This window comes from Thermosynechococcus sp. M98_K2018_005 (assembly GCF_015295825.1).
In the GTDB taxonomy this organism is placed as follows: domain Bacteria; phylum Cyanobacteriota; class Cyanobacteriia; order Thermosynechococcales; family Thermosynechococcaceae; genus Thermosynechococcus.
This window is the reverse complement of sequence record NZ_DVEH01000010.1, coordinates 57472-82932: the sequence shown is the minus strand read 5'-3', so window position 1 is coordinate 82932 and position 25461 is coordinate 57472. Positions and strand designations below refer to the sequence as shown.

29 protein-coding genes are annotated in these 25461 nt (G+C 54.5%); 17 read left to right on the top strand and 12 right to left on the bottom strand.

What is annotated here, in order from left to right:
• The first annotated feature begins 6 nt into the window (after nt 1–6).
• A complete protein-coding gene (locus IGQ15_RS01510; RefSeq protein WP_297047969.1) occupies nt 7–537 on the top strand; it encodes a DUF4880 domain-containing protein in 531 nt (176 codons plus the stop codon).
• On the opposite strand, the gene IGQ15_RS01505 is transcribed toward IGQ15_RS01510, so the two are convergent.
• The 8 genes from IGQ15_RS01505 to proB all read right to left on the bottom strand — a co-directional run bounded on the left by IGQ15_RS01505 (nt 527) and on the right by proB (nt 8176).
• Entirely contained in the window at nt 527–1453 is a 927-nt protein-coding gene (locus IGQ15_RS01505) for an NAD(P)H-dependent glycerol-3-phosphate dehydrogenase (RefSeq protein ID WP_297047967.1), read from the bottom strand. The genes IGQ15_RS01510 and IGQ15_RS01505 overlap by 11 nt on opposite strands.
• A gap of 12 nt (nt 1454–1465) precedes the next feature.
• Nucleotides 1466–1786, bottom strand: coding sequence for a hypothetical protein (locus IGQ15_RS01500; RefSeq protein WP_297047965.1), 321 nt, complete (start codon nt 1784–1786; stop codon nt 1466–1468).
• Between the two features lie 99 nt (nt 1787–1885).
• A complete protein-coding gene (locus tag IGQ15_RS01495) occupies nt 1886–2740 on the bottom strand; it encodes a DUF6671 family protein (RefSeq protein WP_297047963.1) in 855 nt (284 codons plus the stop codon).
• Entirely contained in the window at nt 2733–3503 is a 771-nt protein-coding gene (locus tag IGQ15_RS01490) for an ABC transporter ATP-binding protein (protein ID WP_297047961.1), read from the bottom strand. The genes IGQ15_RS01495 and IGQ15_RS01490 overlap by 8 nt, the downstream gene beginning before the upstream one ends.
• The gene (locus IGQ15_RS01485) at nt 3504–4550 is read right to left on the bottom strand and encodes a serine hydrolase (RefSeq protein WP_297047959.1); all 1047 of its coding nucleotides are present in this window, start codon (nt 4548–4550) and stop codon (nt 3504–3506) included.
• 5 nt (nt 4551–4555) lie between these two features.
• The gene (locus IGQ15_RS01480; RefSeq protein WP_297047957.1) at nt 4556–5308 is read right to left on the bottom strand and encodes an RNA methyltransferase; all 753 of its coding nucleotides are present in this window, start codon (nt 5306–5308) and stop codon (nt 4556–4558) included.
• Between the two features lie 591 nt (nt 5309–5899).
• Nucleotides 5900–6907: a GntR family transcriptional regulator gene (locus tag IGQ15_RS01475; RefSeq protein ID WP_297047955.1), complete on the bottom strand. Its 1008-nt coding sequence runs from the start codon at nt 6905–6907 to the stop codon at nt 5900–5902.
• A gap of 159 nt (nt 6908–7066) precedes the next feature.
• The gene (proB, locus tag IGQ15_RS01470) at nt 7067–8176 is read right to left on the bottom strand and encodes a glutamate 5-kinase (protein WP_297047954.1); all 1110 of its coding nucleotides are present in this window, start codon (nt 8174–8176) and stop codon (nt 7067–7069) included.
• Between the two features lie 74 nt (nt 8177–8250).
• Between proB and IGQ15_RS01465 the strand changes: the two genes are divergently transcribed.
• The 3 genes from IGQ15_RS01465 (at nt 8251) to IGQ15_RS01455 (ending at nt 9759) form a co-directional block, all read left to right on the top strand.
• Nucleotides 8251–9054: an inositol monophosphatase family protein gene (locus IGQ15_RS01465; protein ID WP_297047953.1), complete on the top strand. Its 804-nt coding sequence runs from the start codon at nt 8251–8253 to the stop codon at nt 9052–9054.
• Nucleotides 9055–9139: 85 nt separating this feature from the next.
• A complete protein-coding gene (locus IGQ15_RS01460; RefSeq protein ID WP_297047951.1) occupies nt 9140–9511 on the top strand; it encodes a DUF29 domain-containing protein in 372 nt (123 codons plus the stop codon).
• A gap of 62 nt (nt 9512–9573) precedes the next feature.
• Nucleotides 9574–9759, top strand: coding sequence for a hypothetical protein (locus IGQ15_RS01455; protein WP_297047949.1), 186 nt, complete (start codon nt 9574–9576; stop codon nt 9757–9759).
• Here the strand turns inward: IGQ15_RS01455 and IGQ15_RS01450 are convergent.
• Both IGQ15_RS01450 and ggt read right to left on the bottom strand, forming a co-directional pair.
• Nucleotides 9756–10340: an L-threonylcarbamoyladenylate synthase gene (locus tag IGQ15_RS01450; RefSeq protein WP_297047947.1), complete on the bottom strand. Its 585-nt coding sequence runs from the start codon at nt 10338–10340 to the stop codon at nt 9756–9758. The two genes, IGQ15_RS01455 and IGQ15_RS01450, sit on opposite strands and share 4 nt — an antisense overlap.
• A 9-nt stretch (nt 10341–10349) precedes the next feature.
• Nucleotides 10350–12077 carry a gamma-glutamyltransferase gene (gene ggt / locus IGQ15_RS01445; protein ID WP_297047944.1) on the bottom strand — a complete coding sequence of 576 codons (1728 nt, stop codon included), beginning with the start codon at nt 12075–12077 and terminating at the stop codon, nt 10350–10352.
• 98 nt (nt 12078–12175) lie between these two features.
• Between ggt and IGQ15_RS01440 the strand changes: the two genes are divergently transcribed.
• The 10 genes from IGQ15_RS01440 (at nt 12176) to IGQ15_RS01395 (ending at nt 22756) form a co-directional block, all read left to right on the top strand.
• On the top strand, nt 12176–14005 hold the full coding sequence (locus IGQ15_RS01440) for an NAD(P)H-quinone oxidoreductase subunit F (protein ID WP_297047942.1): 1830 nt from the start codon (nt 12176–12178) through the stop codon (nt 14003–14005).
• On the top strand, nt 13990–15486 hold the full coding sequence (locus IGQ15_RS01435) for an NADH-quinone oxidoreductase subunit M (protein ID WP_297047940.1): 1497 nt from the start codon (nt 13990–13992) through the stop codon (nt 15484–15486). Before IGQ15_RS01440 ends, IGQ15_RS01435 begins: the two co-directional genes overlap by 16 nt.
• Nucleotides 15483–16628 (top strand): CO2 hydration protein, encoded by a 1146-nt coding sequence (locus IGQ15_RS01430; RefSeq protein ID WP_297047938.1) that lies wholly within the window; start codon nt 15483–15485, stop codon nt 16626–16628. Before IGQ15_RS01435 ends, IGQ15_RS01430 begins: the two co-directional genes overlap by 4 nt.
• Before the next feature lie 66 nt (nt 16629–16694).
• A complete protein-coding gene (gene glyA, locus IGQ15_RS01425) occupies nt 16695–17972 on the top strand; it encodes a serine hydroxymethyltransferase (RefSeq protein WP_297047936.1) in 1278 nt (425 codons plus the stop codon).
• A gap of 28 nt (nt 17973–18000) precedes the next feature.
• Nucleotides 18001–19047, top strand: coding sequence for an MraY family glycosyltransferase (locus tag IGQ15_RS01420; RefSeq protein WP_297047934.1), 1047 nt, complete (start codon nt 18001–18003; stop codon nt 19045–19047).
• A gap of 4 nt (nt 19048–19051) precedes the next feature.
• On the top strand, nt 19052–20302 hold the full coding sequence (locus tag IGQ15_RS01415) for a competence/damage-inducible protein A (protein WP_363315757.1): 1251 nt from the start codon (nt 19052–19054) through the stop codon (nt 20300–20302).
• On the top strand, nt 20299–20727 hold the full coding sequence (locus IGQ15_RS01410) for a hypothetical protein (RefSeq protein WP_297047930.1): 429 nt from the start codon (nt 20299–20301) through the stop codon (nt 20725–20727). Before IGQ15_RS01415 ends, IGQ15_RS01410 begins: the two co-directional genes overlap by 4 nt.
• A gap of 13 nt (nt 20728–20740) precedes the next feature.
• Nucleotides 20741–21703: a glycosyltransferase family 9 protein gene (locus tag IGQ15_RS01405; RefSeq protein ID WP_297047929.1), complete on the top strand. Its 963-nt coding sequence runs from the start codon at nt 20741–20743 to the stop codon at nt 21701–21703.
• Complete coding sequence (locus IGQ15_RS01400) at nt 21696–22286, top strand: HAD family hydrolase (protein ID WP_297047928.1); 591 nt, start codon at nt 21696–21698, stop codon at nt 22284–22286. The genes IGQ15_RS01405 and IGQ15_RS01400 overlap by 8 nt, the downstream gene beginning before the upstream one ends.
• Nucleotides 22287–22288: 2 nt before the next feature.
• Nucleotides 22289–22756 carry a hypothetical protein gene (locus IGQ15_RS01395; RefSeq protein WP_297047927.1) on the top strand — a complete coding sequence of 156 codons (468 nt, stop codon included), beginning with the start codon at nt 22289–22291 and terminating at the stop codon, nt 22754–22756.
• 24 nt (nt 22757–22780) lie between these two features.
• Here IGQ15_RS01395 and IGQ15_RS01390 read toward each other — a convergent pair whose 3' ends face one another.
• Nucleotides 22781–23476 carry a Crp/Fnr family transcriptional regulator gene (locus IGQ15_RS01390; protein ID WP_149818430.1) on the bottom strand — a complete coding sequence of 232 codons (696 nt, stop codon included), beginning with the start codon at nt 23474–23476 and terminating at the stop codon, nt 22781–22783.
• 461 nt (nt 23477–23937) lie between these two features.
• Between IGQ15_RS01390 and IGQ15_RS01385 the strand changes: the two genes are divergently transcribed.
• Genes IGQ15_RS01385 through IGQ15_RS01375 form a run of 3 tightly spaced genes read left to right on the top strand, consistent with a single transcriptional unit; the run spans nt 23938 to nt 24977 of the window.
• Entirely contained in the window at nt 23938–24147 is a 210-nt protein-coding gene (locus IGQ15_RS01385; RefSeq protein WP_297048006.1) for a DUF2997 domain-containing protein, read from the top strand.
• Nucleotides 24148–24167: 20 nt separating this feature from the next.
• Nucleotides 24168–24554 (top strand): DUF1257 domain-containing protein, encoded by a 387-nt coding sequence (locus IGQ15_RS01380; RefSeq protein ID WP_297047925.1) that lies wholly within the window; start codon nt 24168–24170, stop codon nt 24552–24554.
• 12 nt (nt 24555–24566) lie between these two features.
• Entirely contained in the window at nt 24567–24977 is a 411-nt protein-coding gene (locus IGQ15_RS01375) for a ferredoxin (RefSeq protein WP_297047923.1), read from the top strand.
• Here the strand turns inward: IGQ15_RS01375 and IGQ15_RS01370 are convergent.
• Nucleotides 24964–25395 (bottom strand): NfeD family protein, encoded by a 432-nt coding sequence (locus tag IGQ15_RS01370; protein WP_297047921.1) that lies wholly within the window; start codon nt 25393–25395, stop codon nt 24964–24966. The genes IGQ15_RS01375 and IGQ15_RS01370 overlap by 14 nt on opposite strands.
• Between the last annotated feature and the right edge of the window lie 66 nt (nt 25396–25461).

The window sequence follows — 25461 nt, the reverse complement described above, 5'->3', positions numbered from 1 at the left end:
ACCCCTATGATGGATGAACTTGATCACTGCAAACGCGATACCTTTGAACTCCTGAGCGCCTACCTTGATGGTGAGGTGACGGCTGCGGAACGGCAACAGGTGGAAGCATGGCTGGCGACTGACCCCGAAGGCCAACGCCTCTATCAGCGACTCCTGACCCTTAAGCAGCAGATGCAAGAGCTGCCCGTGCCCTTGACCCCCTGTCCAGCGGATCAGTTGGCCGCTCAAGTGATTGCTAAGGCCAAGCGCCCCCGTCGGATTTGGGTCCTAGGGAGTGCGGGGGCAACCCTAGCGGCATCCTTCGTGGCAATGCTTACGGGTCTAATTCCCAATCCCTTCCCCGGTCTGCCTGTGGCCATCACAAGTCCTGCCCGCATTGAGCCAGAGGTATCTCCCCTACCGATTGAGCCAACGGCAGTCGGTTTGATGCTCAGTCTTGACCGTCCCCCTGTGGCCATTCCCGTCAGTGAAACGGCTCCTGCGGCGCTGCCGGCACCCCCTACAAGGTCACAGCCAAGGACTGAAGCTACTGACTAGGAATAATCTCCGGTTTAAAGGGACGCTCCAAAAGACAATTGAGGGCAGCTTGGGGAGTGAGATGGCCCCCAAGAACAGCATTCACCATCGCAGTAATTGGAATGTCTAACTGGTGCTGCTGGGCATAGGTGCAGAGCACCCGAGCGGTGTTCACCCCTTCAGCAGTCCCTTTTGTCAGGGCGAGAGCTTGGGAGAGGGATTTACCGTGGGCAAGATGCCACCCCACTTGATAATTGCGACTGAGGGCGCTCGTACAGGTGGCAAGGAGATCCCCTAACCCTGAAAGGCCGTAGAAGGTTTCCACTTGTCCGCCCCAGTGGGTACCCACCCGCACCATTTCCACCAGTCCTCGGGTAATCAGGGCAGAGCGGGCATTGACGCCAAGACCCAGACCATCATTGACGCCACAGGCGATCGCAATCACATTTTTGAAGATGCCCCCCATTTCCACACCCCGCCGATCCTGATTGCTATAGAGGCGAAACGTGGTACTGCCCAAACAGTCCTGTACTTGCTTTGTCGCTGCTAGATTGCCCCCCACCACTGCTGCTGCCGGTAGTCCCTGCTGAATTTCACTGGCTAGGTTGGGTCCCGAAAGCACCACAAGATTGTGATGCGGGCAGTAACTTTGCCAAATATCCGCTGCTGTGGCAAAGGTTTCCGATTCTAGGCCTTTCGTGGCACTGACAAGGATCATGTCTAAGGGGGGTTGAAGGGCGGCGACTTGGGCAGCCACTTCCCGTACGGCCTTGATGGGGAGAGCCGAAACCAGTAAATGAATGTCTTGGAAAAGAACAGCCGAGAGTGCCCCCTGCGATCGCCCCCAGCAGGAGACCGTGCAGCCCTGTTGCTCAAATAGGTATGTCAGTGTTTGTCCCCAATGACCTAAGCCCAAAATCAATACCCTTGGGGACATACTATCCCCGTCCTAGGGCGTAACCGTTAAATTTTGAAATTGTTGCTGCTGCCGTTTGCGAAAGGCCTCTGCTTGAGCATTAAGATTTTCCATTTGATCCGCCACCACTTCGTTGGGATCGCGACCATCCATCAAACGCAGTCGATTCATCAGTCCGGGCATGGAAAAGTTGCCATTCTGGGGATTCAGAATGCTTCCCAAATCATTGGCGTTGCCGTTTTGTTGCCAGCCTTCCATGGGGTTATTCGTGTTTGCAGTCTGGGCAAGGGCGATACTGCCGAGATTGAGAGTGAGTGCAGCAAGGGCAAGACTGGTTAAATAGCGGGGTGTCATGGGTCACTCCTCAAAAAATGCGCTAGGAATGCAGACGACAGGATGGCTCAAGCGGTGCCGAGGGCTGTACAAGGGATTATACCAAGTCTTTGTCGTTGCCTAGGGGTTGCAGAAGTAGCATTGACTGGGATCGGCAACGGTTTCAGGAACCGGCACTGTGAGTTGGTGCAAACAGCGTTGACAGCGGTAACGGCTAGCTTTGATGGCGCTGGTGGGTGCGCCACACAGTTCACAGGGTAGCCCCGGCAGTTTCTCACGAGCCACAAACCCCGGCCAACCACACTGAGGACAGCCCTGAGCCATCGCTGTAACTAGCTCTACAGCCGCTTGAGCAATTACCTGCATGCGCGTCGGGTTCATGTGGGCACGCATATCGGTTTCAAGGTGAATGGTGGGGCTATCGGTTTGCAGGATGGCGATCGCCCTTTGCAACTGTTCCTCGCTTTGAATCCCTTTGAAAATTGGCGTATTGGGCAGAGGATCAGCCTGCGCCATCGCAATCAAACCATGCGCTGGAAAGCCCACCCGTGCCCCAAAGGCCAAGGCCTCTTCAAGATTGCTCACGGTGGCATGGTTAAAGTTCGTTTCTAGGGAGAGCACTTCCCCCCGCAAGACAAGGTCATGGCGGCGATCCACAAGCAGGATGAGTTCGCGATCGCTCGGCAGCATCGGAAATTGGGGATGGGGGCCAAAGCTCCCCTCACTGGCGATGATTAAGTCTGCATCCGTTTGTGCTAGCACCGCTTCTGCTTTGGCAAGAGCCGCCTCTTCTTGGGTGCCACAGCGGGGAATTTCACGGCTAAACGTGCCAAAGCGATCGCTATCAAAATCCGAGGCCGCAACCACCGTTACTCCCAAGCGAGCTAGCACTGGGGCGATCGCCTGCTCTTTGCCGTGCTTGGTGGCAAGAATCGCCGTGCGTCCTTGGAAGTAGTGATCTGTGGCTCTAAACATCACCGCCAAGATAGGCCTCAATCACCTTGGGATCATTTTTAACTGTCAGGGGATCACCCAGAGCAATGAGTTGACCAAAGTCCAACACCGCTAGGCGATCGCACAAACTCATCACCAAGGGCACATGGTGCTCAATGAGAATCACCGTCAGGTCAAAGGTCTCCTTGAGGCGGCGAATCAACTCACAGAGGTCTTGCTTTTCCTTGGGGGTCATACCCGCAGCTGGCTCATCCAACAAGAGCAGTCGTGGTTGCAGTGCCAAGGCACGCGCCAGTTCAAGGCGGCGTTGTTCACCATAGGGTAAGTTACCTGCCCGCTCGTGGCGCCGCTCGTAGAGATTCACCCAGGAGAGGAGTTCCTTGGCGCGGTTCTCCAAGCGCTCCTGAGCATAACGTACAGGCGCTGCCCCCCAGAGGTTTGCCCAGAAACTGGCAGGGGCATGGAGATGCTGTCCCATGCGCACATTCTCCCAAACACTCATCTCTGGAAAGAGGCGAATATTTTGAAACGTGCGGGCAATCCCCAACCCAGCAATCTGATGGGGCTTAAGCGGGTGCAGGGGCTGCTGCTGAAACTGAATTTCCCCTGAGGTGAGAGGAATTAACCCCGTCAGGAGGTTAAAAAGGGTGGTTTTACCAGCGCCATTGGGGCCAATAATGCCCAAAATCTCCCCCGTTGCAACGCTAAAGGACACGCGATCAACCGCCTTGAGGCCGCCAAAGTAGCGGCACACATTCTCTAAAGTCAGGAGTGGCTGCGACATCTAGGGCTGAGGAGGAGGAAGTTTCTCGAAGGCTTGGTAGGCCATCCGCGAGACTTGGCGAATGAGTTCACTACCTCGGGGATCATTGTAGGGGCGTTTCACCATCATTGCTGCCACATAGCGTTGGCCATTGGGCATATCCACCATGCCCGCATCCCCCACCACAATACCAATATCTCCGGTTTTGTGGGCAATGGTGGCCCCTTTGCCAAGACCAGCGGGCAAGAGCGTATTGGTGACCGTGCGCCGCATAATGTCCAGCAGGCGATCGCGACTACGGGGCGAGACAATTTCCCCCTGACCAATTTTCAGCATCAGCGTTGCCAAATCGCGGGGGCTAGTGGTGTTAGTGCCCTTCATATCCGGTAGCAGATTGTTGATCACCGTGTTTTCTAACCCCCATTCCTGAAACTGTTGGTTCAGCACGGCTGCGCCCCCGAGACGATCAATGATCATATTCGTTGCCGTGTTGTCGCTAATGGTAATCATTAAATCGGCCACCTCAAGGGCAGGGTACTGGGAATTGGGCTTTTGGTATTGCAATGTGCCCGCCTCAGAAGCAATGAGATCGGGACGCATCGTCAGGCGTTCATGGAGCGTGACTCGTCCCTCATCCACCGCCTTGAAAAAGGCAACAAGGATCGGAAATTTAATCGTAGAGGCCGCTGGAAAGACCTCATCACCGCCTACATTGAGGGAGGCGCCAGAGTCGAGGTTAAAAAAGTATAGCCCCGCCGTCAGATTGGGTTGACGGGTAACCAGTTGTTGAATTTGCTGTTGCAGCGCGGGGAGGGGACGTTCTGGGGGCAAATTGGCGGTTGGTGTTTCAGGGGCGATCGCCTGACTGGCAGTGGTCTCGAGGGCCAGTTCTTCAGGGTGCAACACCGACAGCACCGTTCCTACCATCGCAGCAAGGGCCACCACACTCACGCCAAAGCGAAAAGTCATTAAGAACAAATTGGGACGGGGCGGGGCTGGGGGTGTGACTGGACGAGGCAGTGAGGAAAGACCAGAGGGCTGAACCATTGAACGAGACTGAGCAACCATGCCATTTACTTTAGAGGGAAAGTGTCCGAAGAAATTGCGGCTGCGTGCTGAATCGCCCACTCCACCTGATGAACCATGCCCCGCAACAGCGCCACTTCGGCATCCGTGGGGTAGGCGCGCCCGAGGAGCGATCGCACCTTGGCCATACGACTAGCAGCGGTATGGGGATACAAAAAACCAATCTGGAGCAGCACCTGCTCTAAATGATCATAAAACCCCTGCAACCGCTCGAAGCGGGCGGCAGACCCTTGGGGAAAAGTTCCCGCACTGTCGCAGGCCGTCAACCACAACTCATAGCAGCATACGGCCACAGCTTGCGCCAGATTCAAAGATGGATAGGCATTGGCCGTAGGAATCTGCACCAAACCCTGGGCGCACTCCAATTCCGCATTCGTGAGTCCCCGATCCTCGCGACCAAAGACCAGTGCCGACTGCGGGACAGCCAACAGTTGCGATGCCGCCTGACGCGGTGTCCACAAGGGTAACGCCAAATCCGCCACCTCTCGCCCCACCGTGGCAAAGACCCGCTGACAATCTGCCAGTGCCGTTGCGAGGGAGTCCGTCATTCTTGCTTGCTGGAGCACATCCTCTGCATGAACTGCCCAGCGCTGGGCTAGCTCTCCCTTGGGATCACAGCGGGGACTGACAATCCACAACTGCTGTAACCCCATATTTTTCATCACACGGGCAATGCTGCCAACATTGATCTCCCCTTGGGGTTCAACAAGGACAATGCGCACTGCAGGGAGGGTATCCACGCTTGCTGGGTGAACCAAAATAAAAAATAATTAACATTTTCTAGATGATTTTAGAAGACTTCTTTAATCTTTCTCAAGTCCTTACCAATTCAGGACTTTACCGCATATTGCATAAGTTTTAATAACTGTAACACGCTTAGTACGCGTCTGAGCTCAATGAGTAAAATTGGAAATAACTTTTTATAATGTGCTCCCTACTCGCCAACCGCTTTCCCTCACTTAGGAAGTTCTCCAAAGATTTCCTGGGGACAACCCTGTCCTAAAACATGGGGGACACAAAGGGGCGCTTCTCTCCCATAGAGACTTTTGCCGTTTTAACTGTGTTCCATCCCTGTAAAGAGGGCTATGTTTTGGGCTAGCAGCAGGGGTTTTGATTTGGTGGTGTGGTTCCGCAAATGAGGAGTCAATTCATGTGGCGTTTTATGAGCTTGTATTGGCCAAAAGTCAGTGCTGTCGGCATCCTGTACTGTGGTCTAGCCGCTGGCCTAGGTTATCTTACGAACCTACAACTAGATGCAATGCACAATCAAGCAAAACATCAGGCAATCACCGTGCAATTGTCCCATAGCCTGAATGAGCTCAATCCCTGAGTCAAGAGGCTTTGGCTGCGAGGGGGAGATCCTCCGTCAGACCAATTTCCCGTTTCAGCAGTTCAACCGACTGCGGATCAATGTAGCTTTCGCAGCAAATGAGACGGGGAATGCGAATCAGCTCATGGCGAGCCGCCGCAATGGCTGCTTTGACCCGTTCCCCACTGGCGCGATCGCTAATGATTGTTTGGGCACGGTGAACTAGGGCATTGAGCTTATAGCTATCATTGGCTTGAGCTGTCACCAAGAGAAGCTCATCCCCCCGCAGGCTGTGGATCATGACCTCTGCAACACCAAGGGTGCCGGAACTGAGGCTGACCAACCCCAAGCAGGAGCCTTTCGGCAATTGCCGTACCACTTCCAGTTCCCGTTGGTAGTTGTAGATGTCGATGAAAAATACTCGCACGTCCTTATCGCGGGTGATCGCTTCCGTCATGCTGGCAAAATAGCGCACGGTAACGACGGTTGCAGAGGTATCGCCATCAAGGACAGTTTCCAAGTCTTCAAGAAAGATCAGTTCTACGGGAATTGGCAGCAGTTGTTGCAGCTCCTGAACAATCAGTTCGCCAGCCCCTTGATCGTGGCGGGGCACCGTCACCAAGACCCTCACCCCGGCTTTCTGGCGGGCGTCGATTTCCGCAAGGAACAGCTCGCGAATTTGACTCAGGGAATAGCCCATTTCGAGGAGGGTATCGACACTTTCTTGGACAATGCGGTGTACAGGCACAACAGCGGGTCGGCGTTGGCGGGGACGGGTTTCCTCTTGGCCGAGGGCACGCACATAGATGCCCGACCCCACTTGGGGCACGACTAAACCAGCAGCTTCAAGGCGTTCGTAAACTTTGCTGATCGTGTTGCGGTGCAATCCGGTTTGCATGGCGAGCTGCCGCGTACTGGGCAAGCGATACCCCGGCGGAAATTGCCGTGCAGCGATCGCAAAACTAATTTGATTAAAGAGCTGAGTTGAAGCAGGAATTTCGCTATCTGGTTGGATGTGGAACTGAACCATACTTTTTCCGCCAATCAGGTCCTGTGCTAAATACGCCTTCCTTGGTGGGGCTATGCCAGATGCAAAACCTACCCCCAATCGCTGCATAAACCGTCACAATTAGTGAGTAATTTTACCGCACTGGTTGGCTATCGTTCTGTGCTTGAGGATAGAACACCGTCACAGTGTCACGACTAGGTTGTCGCGGTGGACAATTGTATCGGCACCGGCATAGCCGAGGATGTTGGCCAATTCCGTGGACTGTTGCCCCTGCACACGACGGATTTCTTCGCTGTTGTAGTTGACAAGGCCACGGGCAATTTCAGTCCCTGCGGGGTCACAGAGCTTCACGGCATCTTGGGCTTGAAACTCCCCTGCAACACGGGTGATGCCTGCTGCCAAAAGAGACTTGCCACCCACAGTAATGGCCTTAACGGCACCCTCATCGAGCCACAACTCACCTTTGGGAATGAGGGCACGGGCAATCCAGCGTTTACGGGCATTGATGGTTTTGGGACGAGGTTCAAAATGGGTGCCTAGGGGTTCACCTGCCAGGATTTTCAGGAGGTTGGTGGGCGATCGCCCATCGGTAATGACAGTGCGCACCCCGGCTTCGGTGGCAATCTCGGCAGCCCGAATTTTGGTGGTCATGCCCCCGGTGCCCCAAGGGGAGCCAGCAGCACCAATTTGAATCGTTTGTGTTAACTCAGCTAAGGAGACCACCCGCTCAATGGGAACGGCTGTCTTATCAATACGCGGATCCGCTGAGTAGAGGCGATCGACATCCGTGAGCAAAAATAACCAATCGGCTTCCACAAGGCTCGCTACAAGGGCTGAGAGGGTATCATTGTCGCCAAACTTGAGTTCATCCACCGCCACTGTATCGTTTTCATTGACAATGGGGATGACGCCCAGTTCAAACAGCGCTTGGAACGTGTTGTAGATATTCAGGTAGCTCTGGCGATCGACAAAATTTTGCCGCGTCACGAGGATTTGGGCAATGGGCTGGCGCAGCACTGAAAAAAGATCATCGTACATGCGCATTAGGTGTCCCTGCCCCACTGCTGCCACTGCTTGTTTTTGGGCTAATTGTTGGGGACGCTCTGTCAAGCCCAAGCGCACAGCACCCACACCCACCGCCCCAGAGGAAACGAGCACCACGCGATCGCCCCGCCGTTGACAGTGACACAGAACCTCCACCAGTTGGGCAATGGTGGCCAAGGCCAGATTCCCTTCTTTGCCCCCCGTTAAGCTCGATGTGCCAATTTTGACAACCAGTGTTTGTGCCATGGGGAATCGGGACGAAGATTGCCTCGTGGGTATAGAATCAGACGTGCTCATTGTATCGCGGTGGGAGACAGCCAGTGAACTCAGGGTTTTGGTCTGCGGTGCTGGAAACCTGTCAACAGATTCAACAGGTGGTTGCCCCCCGTTTGCTGGAGTGGGCAGGGCAGTCCCCCAGCGATCGCAAAGCCGATGGTAGTCTTGTTACCCGCGCCGATCTTTGGGCCGATCAGAAAATCACCGAGATGCTACAAGAGCGCTTTCCCCACCACGGCTGTCTGAGTGAAGAGGGAAACCACACCTACGGTGGTGAACAGTGGTGTTGGATCATTGATCCCATTGATGGCACGAGTAACTATAGTCATGGTCTGCCCATTTGGTGTATTGCCCTCAGTCTGCTCTACCAAGGCACGCCCGTATTTGGCTATGTGCACGTTCCCGGCTTTCAGCAGACGTTTCATGGCTTCTATCAAGCCCCTGACCATGCCAACGGTGCCTATTTGAATGAGAAACCTATTCGCGTCAAGGTCAGTGAGCCAACTTTGCAGACGTTTTTTAGTCTTTGTGCCCGCAGTACTAATGTGCTCAAGCATTCTTTCCCCTGCAAAATTCGCATGTTGGGATCCGCCAGTTACAACTTGCTGACCGTTGCTGCGGGTTATACCCTCGGTGCCGTAGAGCGCACACCTCGCATTTGGGATGTTGCCCCCGCTTGGCCGATTGTCCATGCTGCTGGTGCCCACTGGCAATGGTTAGACCCGCCGGAACCGTGGCAGAGAATGTTTCCCATTCAGCCAGGGCATGAAGCTGGGAGTCGTATCTTTCATACGCTGGTGAGTGCCAGTCCTAGCTTGGGGCAATTTTTTGCAGCGTACATTATCTAAGATGCAGCTTGAGGGGATCAGCTCATCAAAAATCATGTAAAGCAACCTTTAGGAAAGCGACTTTTATGCTTGAACCCTAGAGCAGGTGAAGTTACTGAAGGCAGGAGACTTTGGCCACCTTGATATTGCCCACCTCGTGGTGGAAATCGAAGCCTTGGGACGGCAGGAGCGTCGGGAGCTAGAAAATCGCCTAGGGATTCTCATTGGACATCTCCTGAAGTGGGACTATCCGCCGCAAAAACGTAGTAAAAGCTGGCGAGTAACCAGTCGCGAACAACGGCGCGCTGTGGAGAAACTCATTCATCAAAACCTCAGCCTGCAACCCTGCCTGCCCCAGCCGATCGCTGAGGCCTGTGAATCTGGCAAAGATTTAGTGGTGTGTGAAACCCCCTTGGACTACTCAGATCTCCCTGAAACCTGCCCCTACCCCTTGGATAACCAATTTCCTTGCCAATAGAGATAAATTTCCGCCTGATCCAAGGTGAGGCTATACTGGCAGTGACGACGCGGAGTCGCAATATGGATACAGCCCAAATTAAAGCTTTGGTGGAAAAAGCCCTAGAAGATAAAATTCTTACTCTCGAAGAGCATGGCCGAATTATTGACGCAGTGCTTTCCGATGGCAAAATTTCCGAAGAAGAGGAAAAAATTTTACAGGAACTCCTTGAACGGGTCGCCTCTGGGGAAATTGATTCCCAGTATTAGGGTGTTTTAATCTGCACTCGCCCTTGGCGCAGGATGTGCCATTCCCCCGATTGCCATTGCACCACGGTTGAGGGTTCTGGGGGGGTAGGGGGTAACTGCCACGGGTGGAGCGTCAGTACTTGGGGAAACTCACGGGCGATCGCCCCCAATTCAATGAGCGGCGGCTGACCTGAGCGGTTAATACTGGTGGTGGCCAACGGTCCTGTTTGCTCAAGGAGGGCTTGGGCTGGCGGCCAATCGGGAACTCGTAAGCCAATCGTGCCTGTACCTAGGGGGTTCAAACCTGCAGGAAGTTCAGCAGCGGGCAACACCAAGGTCACGGCTCCCGGCCAGTAACGTGCGGCCATGGCAGACCACTGCTCCCATTCAGCGGCACTACCGCGCACAAAGGGCCAGAGTTGCTCAGGATTGGCGCCCATGAGGATCAAGGGTTTATCCGGTTGGCGCTCCTTGGCGGTGTAAATCAACTCCCCGCGATCGCAACGACTGGCCAAGGCGGGCACCGTATCTGTGGGAAAACTAATCAACCAATTGCCTGTGCGCACTGCGGCCACTAAGGCGGCCATACTCACCTGTGCCATATGTTTCCTCTACCAACCAATGGCAGCCCCTTCCCCCCGAGGATCGGCTGCCCCTTCCAATTGTCCATGATCCAAAACGCGAATCAAGCTGGCATTTCCCCAAGGACGGGTTGGTTCTACCTGATAGCCCCACTGCTGCCACGTTTGAGTCCAAGAACTCGGAATGGTTGGCTCGACAAAGAGGGTATCCGGTGCCCACTGCTGATGGATCCGGGGACTGGCAACGGCGGTGGCGGCATCCTGCCCTAAATCAACGACGTTCAGAAATATTTGGAACACTGTGGTAATAATGCGACTGCCGCCGGGGGAGCCTAAAACCATATTGAGGTGATTATCCTTTAGGACAATTGTCGGACTCATGCTCGAGAGGGGACGCTTGCCGGGTGCGATGCCATTGGCTAGGGGGGCGTTGTCCGATTGAATACCGACGACACCAAAGAGGTTGGGTTGATTGGGGGCAATGGCAAAATCATCCATTTCATTGTTGAGGAGAATCCCCGTTTGTGGCACCACCACACCCGCTCCAAAGGGGCCATTGATCGTAAAAGTTAGGCTGACGGCATTCCCTTGGACATCCACCACATTCAGGTGACTGGTGTTGTCTGACTCTGCAAGTTGGATCGGGGTTGCGGCACTTACAGCGCTTTGGGGACGGGCACGACGGGGAAGAATTTCGCTGACCCGCTGTTGGGCATAGCGAGGACGGGTGAGGGCAGTGACAGGCACAGGCACAAAGTCACTATCGCCCAAGTAACGGGCGCGATCGGCGTAGGCAATTTGCATCACGCTGGCTAGGTAGTGACCGCGATCGCTGGGGGTGGGAGCAGGGGGCAGCAGTTGCCAGAGGTTGAGCATTTGCACAAGGGCAACGCCACCAGAAGAGGGGGGTGGCATCGAACAGACCTGAAACGCACGATAGGTGCCGCAAATTGGCTCTCGCCAAACGGGGATATAGGTTCGTAAATCCTCTAAAGTGATTTTGCCCCCTTGCTGCGCCATAAAGTCTGCGATCGCTGTGGCAATCCAACCCTCATAAAAACTGCGCGGATTGCGGGCGATCGCTCCCAAGGTTTTTGCCAACTCTGGCTGTTGAATCAGAGTACCCAGGGGGGGAACTTGACCATTCCTGAGGAAAATGCGCGCGGCGGTACCATCCTGCTGCAGAACGGCTTGGCGCATCGTTGCCCACTGCTGATAACGCCGGGTAACCGCAAACCCCTGTTGGGCAGCCTGAATGGCGGGTGCCACCACCTGAGACCAAGGGAGTTGACCATAGCGTTGGTGCAAAGCAGCTAAGCCAGCAACGGTGCCGGGGGTGCCTGCGGCCAAGACCCCATCCAAACTAGCGCGGGGAATCACCTCACCCTTCGCGTTGAGGTACATCGTCGGTGTTGCTTGCAGGGGGGCTCGCTCCCGAAAATCAAGGGCACGCATGGTTTGGGATTGTGCCTGATACACAAGGGCAAAGCCACCACCGCCAATCCCAGCGGCATAGGGCTCAACGACGGCGATCATGAATGCGGTTGCCACGGCTGCATCCACGGCATTGCCCCCTGCCTTAAGGATGTCTCTTCCTACTTTGGCTGCTGCAGGTTGAGCTGCCGTGACCATTCCCCGCTGGCCGATCGTTTGAGCTGGGGCGGGTGGGGTGGGAAAAACTGTAACCGCTAGGACGATAGCGAGAAAGGGCGATCGCCCCCATTGCTCAACCTTCCCTAGAGTGAATCCTTGCGCCATGATTGATTGAGCTCAAAACTGCGGCGGAACCCCAGCCTGTAAAATACACGAAGAGAGCATGATTGCAAACGTCCTCAACCGCAAGCTTCATTTTTGCCATGCCAAATTCACTGTTAGAAACCAGTTGGTGGGTGCCCTGTTATGGCTTAGTGGGTGCAGCCCTGACGTTGCCTTGGGCCACCGGTTATGTGCGGCGCACGGGGCCTCGACCCGCCGCCTATTTCAATCTGCTGATGACGGTTGTTGCTTTTGTGCATGGCTTTTTTCTATTGCAACAAACTCGCAGTGGCGCCACTGCAACCCTTGTTTGGCATTGGCTACAGGCACCGGGACTCGATCTCTCGTTTTCATTGCTCATCAACAGCGTCACCACGGGGGCCATGGAATTGGTGACGGGTCTGAGTATCCTCGCCCAGATTTTTGCCTTAGGGTATCTCGAAAAGGACTGGGGCATGGCCCGCTTCTTTGCCTTAATGGGCTTTTTTGAGGCGGCTCTCAGTGGCATTGCAATCAGTAACTCATTGCTCCTAAGCTATGGCCTCTTGGAGATGCTGACCCTCTCCACTTACTTGCTGATTGGCTTTTGGTATGCTCAGCCCCTTGTGGTCAAAGCAGCACGGGATGCCTTTCTCACCAAACGGGTGGGGGATATTCTGCTGCTGATGGGGGTAGTAGCTGTCGGCAGCTTTGCGGGGAGTTATGATTTTCCCGATCTCTACCAATGGGCAGAACACGCCAATTTACCAGACGGTTGGGGGTTTTTACTGGGCTTAGCCTTGATTGCAGGTCCCACCGGTAAATGTGCTCAAGTGCCTTTGCACCTGTGGCTCGATGAAGCCATGGAAGGGCCCAACCCCGCCTCGATTATGCGCAACTCAGTGGTGGTGGCGGCGGGTGCCTATATTCTCATTAAGCTACAGCCGATTCTGGTGGCCTGTCCGGGGGCAAACATTGCGCTGATCCTGATTGGGGCGGTGACAGCCATCAGTGAATCCCTTGTCTCCATTGCCCAAATTGACATTAAACGGGCACTATCCCACTCGACTAGTGTCTATCTAGGGCTGGTGTTTATTGGGGTCGGCACGAATTGGACGGATTTTGCTCTGTTTGTATTGCTCACCCACGCGATCGCCAAGGCACTGCTATTTATGAGTATTGGCAGTGTGATTATGACCACCAACTGTCAGGATTTGACGGAATTGGGGGGCTTAGGCGGACGGATGCCAGCGACAAGTTCAGCTTTTGTGATTGGCGGTCTATCCCTGATTGGCTGTCTGCCCCTGGGTGCCTTTTGGTCGTTTTATCGCGGTATTGGCTACTACTGGCAAACAATGCCCTGGCTGGTGGGTCTGATTTTAGTCGTCAATGTCCTGACGGCTGTCAACCTTACCCGTGTCTTTCGCTTGGTCTTCCTAGGGCCTGCTCAGCCCAAAACCCGCCGTGCCCCTGAAGTGCCTTGGCCTCTGGCCGTGCCAATGGTGACCTTGAGTATTTTGAATGTGCTGGTGCCCTTGATCTTGCAGCGGGTGCAGTTGTTACCAGAGACCATTGATTGGACGATCGTGGCGCTCCTTGTGCTGTCGGGATTGGTCGGGATTCTTTTGGGTGGCTTTGTTACCCTCAAGCGCAGTTGGACGCGCCCCATCAAGATACCCTTGCGCTTTGTGCAGGATCTGCTGGCCTACGATTTTTACATTGAAGCGTTGTATCGCTATACCGTGATCTGGGCGGTGCGATCGCTCGCGCAGGTGAGTGCTTGGGTGGATCGCCACATTGTCGATCGCATTGTCAATACAACGGGTGTGGTGTCCCTTGTTGGGGGTGAGTTGCTCAAGTACACTGCCAGCGGTCAATCCCAAGCCTACTTACTGCTGGTGTTTATTGGTGTGGCGATTCTCGGGGGGGCGATCGCATGGCTACTACTGTAATGCCGCTGTTGAGTTTTCTCCTCGGGGTGCCCTTGCTGGGTGCCCTTGCCCTCAGCCTGTTGCCCGCTGAGAGTTTGGGGCGTACCTACCGCAGTTTAGCCGCTGTGGTGATGGCGATCGCCCTTGTCGTCAGTCTCGCGATCGCTCGTCTATTTGACCCCGGCAATGCAGCACCGCAATTAACCGAGGTGATTCCTTGGCTAGAGCCACTGGGCTTGAGCTATCGCCTGAGCGTGGATGGCCTGTCGCTGCCGCTATTGGTCTTAAATAACTTCCTGACCCTGATTGCCCTATTGGCCACTTCTGTCAATCTGCCCCGTCCTCGGTTGTATTACCCACTGGTACTGCTGTTGAATGCGGGTGTCAGTGGTGCTTTTTTGGCCGACAATTTGCTGCTCTTTTTCCTCTTCTACGAACTGGAGTTGATTCCCCTCTACCTTCTGATTGCCATTTGGGGTGGGGCACGGCGCAGTTATGCGGCCACGAAGTTTTTAATTTACACGGCTATTTCTGGGGTACTGCTCTTGGCTGGCTTTCTGGGACTGGTGTGGTTAGCCCATGCCTCCTCCTTTGACTTTGACCCCCAGTTATCCACTCTCTTACCCCTGAGTTCACAGCTTGTTCTGTTGGGGCTGATTTTGGTGGGCTTTGGCATCAAGATTCCCCTCGTGCCTTTCCATACGTGGCTACCCGATGCCCACGTCGAAGCCTCCACGCCGATTTCTGTGCTGCTGGCAGGGGTACTCCTGAAACTGGGTACCTATGGGCTAGTGCGCTTTGGAGTGCAGTTGTTCCCGCAGGCATGGCAAGTCTTGGCACCGGGGTTGGCCACTTGGGCGGTGGTCAGTGTCCTCTACGGTTCGCTGATGGCGATCGCCCAAACGGATATGAAAAAAATGGTGGCCTACAGTTCCATTGGGCACATGGGGTTTGTTCTCTTGGCTACTGCCACTGCCACCCCCTTGAGTATTCTGGCAGCCATTGCCCAAATGATGAGCCACGGGCTAATTTCCGCCCTCCTCTTTTTGTTGGTGGGGGTTGTCTATGAAAAAACCGGCAGCCGCAATATTGAGGTACTGCGGGGATTGCTGAACCCAGAGCGGGGATTGCCTCTGGTGGGTAGCCTGATGATTGTCGGTGTCATGGCCAGTGGCGGTATCCCCGGCATGGTCGGCTTTGTGGCCGAGTTCCTGATCTTCCGCAGTAGTTTTCTCACCTTCCCAGTGCAAACGCTCCTGTGTATGGTAGGGACGGGCTTAACAGCAGTGTATTTTCTCTTGCTGGTGAACCGCGTCTTTTTTGGTCGTCTGCCCAATGAATTGACGGATTTGCCACCCGTGGCGTGGGGCGATCGCCTGCCGAGCCTCCTATTAGCCACGCTAATCTTGATCTTAGGGATTGTTCCCAACTGGCTCATCCATTGGAGTAAAACCACTGTTAGCCTTCTCACCACTGCTATTGCTACGCTGCCCGCACCATGACCTTAACTACTGCTGCTCCCAGCTCCCTGCATCAAGAACTGCGTACTGCCATTCTAGAGCGGTTGCTGAATGGTCAAGCCCTGTTACCGGATACACCCACCCATGTAATGGAAGTGGTGGGCATCCTCAAAAGCTATGGGGTGGTGCTCAAGGCCTATGCGGAAAATCTCTGCGATATTAGTGAGCGGCAGTTTCTTGTTCTCTTTCCCTTCTTCAAATACTTCAACGGCGAGATTACCATTCCCAAGCTGCTGCGCCACTGGTGGCACGACCGCATTAACTATGAATATGCCGAATACTGTATGCGCGCCATGATGTGGCATGGGGGGGGTGGTCTTGATGCCTTCCTTGATTCGGCAGAATTTCAGCAATTGGCGGGCAAGGCGATCGCCGCTAAAGTGCGGGGCAATCCCCTGATGCAATTCGTGAACCTGCTTTTTCCAGAGTTTTTGCTGGAGACGGTGCGGATGCTCTGCTACTACAGTGGATTGGGGCAGTTTTGGACGGTGATGTATCCCATCTTTCTCACCTTGAGCGATCGCTACGATGCGGGTGAGATTCGCAGCATTCCCGATGTCGTGGCTCATATTCGCGCGGGGCTGATTGCTGCTGCCGATCGCCCGATTACCTACAGCGTCAAAATTCACGGCCAAACCTACGAGATTCTCCCCGCCGGTGCTGGACTGACCTTTTTGCCAGACACCGCCATTCCCTATATTGAAGCTGTGTTTGTGCGCGGCACGCCTTTCTTTGGCCTCATTTCCTTCAATGCCCAAGCCCAGCAAATTTCCCGCGATCAAAGCGAGTTTGGCTATGGTGCCCTATTTGCCGATCCCATTCCCACGGGTGCAGCTGGTATTCCCCCCACGCTGCTGATGCAGGATATGCGCCACTATCTCCCTCCCTATCTTTTAGAGTTCTATCGCCGCCAAGGCCGAGGTGAAGACGATCTGCACGTGAAAATTTGCCAAACCTTCCAAAAATCAATGTTTTGCGTCACCACGGCGGCAATCACCGCCCTTGCCCCCTATCCTTGGACAACCACTGACCCCCAAGAGCAAGCCGCCAACCGGGCATTCTACGAAATGTGGCTGGATCGCCTCGAAACCTCCCGCCTCTGGAACGTGCAACTGAGCAACTAACCAAGGCTCAGGCAGCGATCTGCGATAAGATAGTAAGGTAGTTGATCTCCTTCCATTGACAATAAAATGCCCCCTATTGATTGGCTTGCGCAAACGGATCCCTTGGTCGCTGAAATGGTACAGCGGGAAGTCCAGCGGCAGCAGCAACACCTTGAACTGATTGCCAGCGAAAACTTTACTTCTCCTGCGGTGATGGCCGCTCAAGGCACAGTTCTCACCAACAAATATGCCGAAGGGTTGCCCGGCAAACGCTACTACGGTGGCTGCGAATTTGTGGATGAAGTGGAGCAACTAGCCATTGATCGCGCCAAGGAACTCTTTGCCGCTGCCCACGCCAATGTGCAACCCCACTCCGGTGCCCAAGCCAACTTTGCGGTCTTTTTAGCACTGCTCAATCCTGGCGACACGATTATGGGGATGGATTTGTCCCACGGTGGCCATCTGACCCACGGTTCCCCCGTCAACGTTTCTGGTAAATGGTTTAACGTCGTTCACTACGGTGTCCATCCTGAAACGGAACGCCTCGATATGGACCAGGTGCGGGATTTGGCGCGGCAGCACCGTCCTAAGCTGATCATCTGCGGCTATTCTGCCTATCCTCGCGTCATTCCCTTTGCTGAATTCCGCCAAATTGCCGATGAAGTGGGGGCCTACCTCATGGCCGATATTGCCCACATTGCCGGTTTGGTTGCCACAGGTCACCATCCCAATCCCGTGCCCCTTTGCGATGTGGTCACCACCACGACCCATAAAACCCTGCGGGGTCCTCGCGGTGGCCTCATTCTTACCCGTGATGAAGAGTTGGGCAAAAAGTTCGATAAAGCAGTCTTTCCCGGTACCCAAGGGGGACCATTGGAACACGTCATTGCCGCTAAGGCTGTGGCCTTTGGTGAAGCCCTCAAGCCCGAGTTCAAAGCCTATTCTGGCCAAGTGATCCGCAATGCCCAAGCCCTCGCTGCGGGGCTGCAAGCGCGACAACTGCGCCTTGTCTCTGGGGGCACCGATAACCACTTGATGCTGATTGATTTGCGATCGGTCAATCTGACAGGCAAAGAGGCTGATCGCCTGATGGGGGAAATCAATATCACCACCAACAAAAATACGATTCCCTTTGACCCCGCCTCTCCCTTTGTTACTAGCGGTCTACGGTTGGGGACACCGGCGTTGACAACCCGTGGCTTCACTGAGGCTGAGTTTACGGAAATTGCCGAAATTATTAGCGATCGCCTGCAGGCTCCAGCGGATGAAACCATCAAAAACCGCTGCCGCGAGCGGGTGGCAGCCCTCTGCACTAAATTTCCCCTCTATCCCCACTTGCAATTGCCGCAGCCAGTGCTAGCCTGAGGGGGAATCCTGCCGCTACCCTGAGCAGATGCTGTACCACCTAATTGCCTTCCTTGCTGCCATTGCCGTTGTCCTGTTGGTCACCCCCATTGTCAATGACCTTGGACAGAAGGCAGGGTTTGTGGATCGACCCAATGAACGTAAGATTCACTCCCGTCCGATGGTGCGCCTTGGCGGCGTCTCCATTTTTCTGGGTAATCTGGTGGCACTGCTGATTGTCTGGAATGCTGGCGGTTTTGGTGTCCTACCTCAGCCAGCGGAGTATGAAATTTGGGGGGTCACCTTAGGGGGGGTGGCCTTTTTCCTCATTGGCCTGGCAGATGATCTGCTGACTTTACCAGCGCTCCTACGCCTTGTCCTGCAATTTCTGGTGGCGGGTATTGTCTGGGCGGTGGGGGTAAAAATTCGCATTATCACTGTGCCCTTTGTGGGCATTGTTGACCTCGGCTGGCTGAGTTTGCCCTTGACCACAGTGTGGCTGGTGGGGATTGCCAATGCCATTAACTTCATTGATGGTGTGGATGGTCTGGCAGCGGGAGTGTCGGGTATTGCCGCCTCCGCCATGTTTTTCGTCTGTATACTGATGGGGGAGCCGGAGGCAGGACTTTTAGCCGCAGCCCTAGCGGGAGGGGCACTGGGGTTCCTGCGCTACAACTTCAATCCTGCTCAAATTTTCATGGGGGACGGGGGCGCCTACTTCATGGGATTTACCCTTGCAGGTTTGGGCGTGATTGGACTCGTCAAAGCCTATACGGCGGTGGCCATTCTGCTGCCTCTATTAATTTTGGCTGTGCCCATTGTGGATACGTCAACGGTCGTTTTTAACCGCCTTCTGAAAGGGCAGTCTCCCTTTGCGCCCGATCAGAAACATTTGCACCATCGCCTTCTCAATGCCGGCCTTTCGCAGCGGGTGACGGTGCTGTTTATCTATTGCTTGACGCTGTGGGTGGGCAGCCTTGCCTTAGCGTTGGCGGGTTTGCCGGGAGGATGGGGCTATGCAGTGGCAGCGTCTCTTTTAATGGGCTTTGCCTCATGGTATGTCTGGCAACGGGTGCGCAGCAGCGAAAATGACTGAAACAATGAGTGCAGAAATTATATGCGTGGGTACAGAATTGCTGCTGGGGGAGATTCTCAACAGTAATGCCCAGTTTTTAGCGCAACAACTGGCGAGCTTAGGGATTCCCCACTATTACCAAACTGTGGTTGGCGACAATCCCACGCGGATTAAGAAAGTCGTAGCCATTGCCTGCGATCGCGCCCGCCTATTGATTTTCACGGGTGGCCTTGGTCCCACACCCGATGATCTCACCACCGAAACCCTAGCGGATTTCTTTCAAGCCCCCCTCGAAGAGCGGCCGGAAATTATTGCTGACCTAGAACGCAAGTATGCCCATCGCGGTGGCTTTAGTCCCAGTAACCGCAAGCAAGCCCTGCTGCCCGTGGGGGCGCAGATTCTCCCAAACCCCTTGGGGACTGCCCCCGGCATGATCTGGCAGCCGCGCACGGGTCTCATCATTCTCACCTTCCCCGGTGTCCCGGCTGAAATGAAGCAGATGTGGCAAGAAACGGCAGTGCCCTTTTTGCGCTCCCAAGGCTGGGGAAAAGAGGTCATTTACAGCCGTGTGCTGCGTTTCTGGGGCATTCCCGAATCCGTACTTGCGGAAAAAGTGGCCGCCCAAATCGCCCGTGAGCATCCCACCGTGGCCCCCTACGCCGGCAATGGTGAAACCCGCCTGCGCATTACTGTACGCGCTAAGGACGAAGCGGAAGCGCAGCAACTGATTCAGCCCGTCGAAGCCGAGATTCGCCAAATTGTGGGTTTAGACTGCTATGGTGCCGATGACGATACCCTCGCCAGTGCCGTGGCTCGGCTCCTTCAAGAGCGACACCAAACGGTGGCTGTGGCAGAGTCCTGTACAGGCGGTGGTCTTGGGGAAATGCTGACCCGTTTGCCGGGGAGTTCCCTCTACTTCAAAGGGGGCATCATTGCCTATGCCAACGAAGTTAAGGTGAATTTATTGGGGGTGACTCCTCAGGATCTAGAGCAAGAGGGGGCTGTCAGTGCCGTGGTGGCCGCCCAGATGGCGCTAGGGGTCAAGACACGTTTGGCCAGTGATTGGGGTGTGAGCATTACGGGCATTGCCGGTCCAGGGGGAGCGACGCTCACTAAACCTGTAGGACTGGTCTATATTGGTGTGGCACTGCCCAATGGCGAGGTCATTACCCGTGAATTTCGCATCAGTGGTCAACGGGGACGGGATTGGGTGCGGCATCTCAGTGCCATGAATGCCCTCGATGTACTGCGGCGGCAGTTATTGGTGAATCCATGAGTCACGGTCTGCTCTGGTTACCCCTATTGGCGGTTTTTATCGTGCTGGCACGGTTGGGCTGGGTCGAGTACCGCAAGCTGGAACACTATCGCCAGTGGGCACAGCAATTTGAAGCCAGTAAGTACGATATTGCCGCTGTCCTCGGTCAGCAGGGCGATCGCCTAACATGGGGACGACCGACCCGACAGGGCATTGTTAATTTGCAAACCTGTGACTTAGGGGATATTCAGAGCGTTTGGGTCGAGAGTAGTGGCCAACGGGTTGAGACAGCAGCCACTCCTACCAAAGGAACCATTCACCTTGTGCTGCAAACCCCCACGGGAGAGTGCTATCGCATTCCCTTTACGGAGCTTCCCCTAGCCTTGGCGTGGCGCGATCGCCTGCAACCAAAACTTACGGCTAAAATTAAGGGCGAGTTTGCATAGGTGCTCAACCGCTATGAAACATATCGTGGCGCTGGTACCCGGCGGTATCGGTGATCAAATTTTGTTTTTTCCCACCCTTGATGATCTCAAAGCCCATTTTCCAGAGGCGCAGTTGGATGTGGTGGTTGAACCCCGTGCCGCTACTGCCTACCAACTGAGTGGCAGTGTCCACCAAGTCATTCCCTTTAACTTCAAAGACCGCAATGCCCTAGCGGATTGGGCAAACCTGATTGGCACACTGCGGGAGGGGGAGTACGATGCCATTCTCTCCTTGGGACGGAGTAAAGCAGTGCGCTTTCTGCTGTGGCTGACGGGGATTCCCAAGCGAGTCGGCTTTGCCAAACTCAATCCCTTAGGGTTTCTCACCGATGCTGTACCCGTCAACCTTGATCAGTACAGTGCCGCCACCTACCACGACTTACTGCAAGCCTTTGGTATCACTACCCCCTGTCCCCTGCCCAAGGCCGTCATTGCTGAGGCGGATCAACAGTGGGCAATCGCAGAGCGGCAACGCCTAGGAATTACTGGGAGGTATCGCCTCTTGCACGGTGGCTCGAGTCAGATGGCACTGACTAAGGGAATTAACAAAATTTACCCCCCCGCTGCTTGGGTTGAGGTCATCCAGACGCTGCAACAGCAGGAGCCGCACCTGCCCTTTATCGTGGTCTGTGGGCCTGAAGATCACGCATGGGTAAGTGCGCTAACGCAGGCGCTACCGCAGATTAAGATTAGCCATCCTCCAGACTTGCGCAAACTGGCAGCTCTAATGCAACAGGCACAACAGATTCTCTGTACCGACAGTGGCCCGATGCATATTGGCGTGGCGGTGGGTACTCCCCTTGTGGCGCTTTTTGGCCCTACGGATCCCGCCAAACTCCTGCCCGCCGATCCCCGTTTTCGCGCCGTCAAGTCCGCCACAGGCAACATGGCCGATATTTCCGTCTCAGCAGTGATTGAGGCGGCTCGCCATGGCTAGACCGGCTGTCTTCCTCGATCGCGATGGCGTGCTGAACCAAGAGGTGGGCTATATTCACCGCCTTGAGGATTTGCAGCTCATCCCCGGGGTGGCTCAAGCGGTGCGGCGGCTCAATGATGCGGGGTGGTTTTGCTGCTTAGCCTCCAATCAATCAGGTCCGGCGCGAGATTATTACAGCATTGATCATGTCCATGCCCTGCACCACAGACTTCAGGAGTTGCTAGCCGCAAGTGCCGGTGCGGTGTTGCATGCGGTTTATTTCTGTCCTGATCTCAGCCGTCCTGAAGGGGGAGTGGTTGCCGACTATGCGGGCTGGACAACATGGCGCAAACCCAATACGGGAATGCTCGTAGCGGCTGCTTGGGATCATGATTTAGATCTAAGCCGCAGTGTCATGGTGGGGGACAAAGCCACTGATATTGATCTGGCGCGGAATGCCGGCTGCTATGGGATTTTGGTACAAACTGGGTTTGGCGATCGCGTTCTTGAGGGGAGCTACCAGCACGCCAGTCAGCCCGACTTCATTGCAGAGGATTTAGCCGCTGCCGTAGAGTGGATTTGCACCCACCTTACACCCCGATAGCGATGACTTCATCGCCAGACCATACCAAGTTTCCCCTCGCCCTACTGTTGCTGGTGGTTCTGGGCTACGTACTCGTGGGCTGGTATTTGTCCGCCTATCCTTGGATGTGGTCGGCCTATGCTTCTCTTTTGGCAGCAATTCTGACAGTGTTTGTCGTGGGTGGCACCTCTAGCCTGTTGCAATGGCGGCAGAGCAACCCTAAAAGTATCTTTAGTGGCTTAACTATGCGCGTGGGCACCCCCAGTCTTTTTACAGTGCTGGTGCTGAGTACCGCTGTCACCCTTGCCATTATTGCCTTTCATGTCTTTAGTGTGATTGCTATTCTCATTGGCACTGAAATTCTCGTGCGGATTGAAATGAAAGCTGCTGGCTACCAGAACTGGCAAATTATGCTAGTGCTGATTCAAATGGCAATTTTAGGAGTGTTCATTGGCTGGAGCATTGGACATTACTTGCTGCCATCCTCTTGAGGGCAATCATTATTGTTCTGAGTCCTATAGGAGTAAACTTTCTAAGGCACGTAGATTCGTAATGCACAAGCTCTCTTGATTGCGGCGAATAATCCCCTTGCGCTCCAGTTTCCCCAACACCCGTGTCACCGTTTCCCGCGCCATGCCACTGAGACTACTTAATTCACGGTGAGGTAAATTGGGAATTTCTAGGCCATCGGCTCCCTGTCGCCCTTGACCATCGGCCAAAAACAGCAGAATATCTGCCACCCGTGACGTACTATCGGATTCCCGTAGCCGCAGCCGCCGGTTTAGCTGCCGTAGCCGTCGTGCCATTAACTTGGCGAGGCGTATGCCCGCTTGAGGTTCAGTATTGACAAGATTGACAAAATCCGTCGCGGGCATATTGGCCACAACTGTCGGTGTTAGGGTAATCACATCTGTTGAGCGGGGCACTTCCTCTAGGGGGGCCATTTCGCCAAAGAGTTCCCCGGGCCCGAGGATATTCAGGGTGACTTCTTTGCCATCAATGTTGTAAGTGCGAATTTTGACCCAGCCACTGAGGATAAAGTAAACCGATGTGCCCCAATCATTCTCCAGCAAGATTACTCGGTTGGCGGGATGCTGACGTGTCACTACGTGGGCTAGGGCTTTCTCCACCACTGCCTGCGGTAAATCCCGAAAAAAGGGCGTATTTTGTAAAGATAATTCAGGTGCAGGAGAACTACGCCGTTCTTGCATAAAGGTCAAGGCCGAGGGCAGAGGCTGAGCAGATAAGTCGTCAGGCGTTGCAGGGAAATCAACACCTGTGATCTTACCATTGCTATCTATGATCACAATCAATGTATCTGTCACCTTAGCAAACGCTACCTTGACACGAACAATATTGCCGTTGCTCTCGCTGCCAAGGCGCTCCTTGTAGGCACCAACCCGCTTCATAGGTCGCGATCGCCTTGAGGCCGCCGTCCCGTCCAAGACAACAATCTACATATTTCTTATCAATTCTCAGCGCAGACGTCGCTCTATAGATGACTGATCCTTCAGGTCTTCAGGCGTCCGGGGGAAACTGCTGCGGAGTGTAAAGTTTATTAAAGACCTTGACTCCTTTGGTTAGCCTTCGTCACAATGAGTTCCATAGGTTAGGACTTGAATTTTATCCTCGTGAGCGGTTTGTCATAACTGCGAGTGAGTCGGTTGTGCCAATGCTAGAAACCCTTGAATTTGTGATTTATCCCGATGGCCGCGTCGTTGAAACGGTGACGGGAATTTCTGGAGCATCCTGTGCTGAGGTGACTGCTGCCATTGAAGCGCAACTGGGGTGTGTCATTAGCCAACAACCCACCGCGGAATACTACGCTCCCCAAGAGGAAGAAAGTCAATTGGTTGTTCAATCTGTCCCCTCCCAGTGGTAATCGTTGAGGATTGGTGATCCATGTCGCACTTCAGCCAAATCAAAACCCAAATTCGGAGTTTACCCGCCCTACAGGCTGCCCTAACGGACTTGGGCTTACCGTGGCAATCTGGCTCCCAAGAAGTGCGCGGGTTTCGCGGTCAAACCCAAACGGCTCAAGTCGTTGTTCCCCAAGACAATGGCTATGACATTGGCTTTCGCTGGAATGGCACTGAGTATGAGCTAGTGGCGGATTTGGAGTTTTGGCAGCAGGCATGGTCAGTGGATCGCTTTTTGAATAAAGTCACGCAGCGCTATGCCTACCATGCGGTGTTGCAATCTGCTACTGACCAGGGCTTTCAAGTCCAGACCACAGAACAGCAGGCCGATGGTAGTGTCAAGGTTGTACTGCAACGCTGGCGTTCCTAGCCAGTCCGAGCAATGGATAAGCCCCTTGGTTTAGAACCAGAGCTTGGCGGTCAATTCCGCCAAAGTAAACCTCGCAGTGGCTACGAGCCTGAACTCGGAGGAACCCATCGCCAACGCGGTGTCTATGTTGATGAGATTACCTGCATTGGCTGCAAACACTGTGCCCATGTGGCGCGAAATACATTTTACATCGAGCCTAACTACGGGCGATCGCGGGTGGTACGCCAAGATGGTGACCCCCTTGAACTGATTCAAGAAGCGATTGATACCTGTCCCGTTGACTGTATCCACTGGGTGGATTACACGGAATTAAAACGGCTTGAGAAAGAACGCCTCGAGCAGGTGGTTCCCCTTGCGGGTTTTCCTATTGATCCAGCCACCACACACCGCAAGAAACGGCGATCGCCCCCTAGGACCGAATAGCATCTTCGGGCATCACAATCAGCGTCGTTCCCTGACGGCCAATAATAATCACCCGCTGATGTTCGGGAATGGCCAAGCGAGGATCATCACAGCGAGCTTGCCAAGAAATCCCTTCGTACAGCACCCGCCCCATCTCGCCAGCGGGGATTTTTGTAATCGTTTCCGCCTCAGCAGCTTCCTTGAGCACGGGGGGAACTCGCTTCGGTTGATACCGCCGCAGGAGAAAGACCACCACAACAGAGAGCACCATCCAGAGGAAAATCTGTATTGAGAAGCTGGGAATCAGAAACGAGAGAAACGCGACAATGAGGGCACTGAGGCCGAGGGTAGCCTCCATAAACGCTGTCGGCAAAACAAGTTCCATCACAAAAAGGATGATGGCAACAATTAACCAAATCCAAAAGGGAGACAGGGGCATTGCTCTTATCACCCAAGGCAGCTACTTCAACGATAGCTCAAACTCTGCGGCTACAGGGAGCGGATT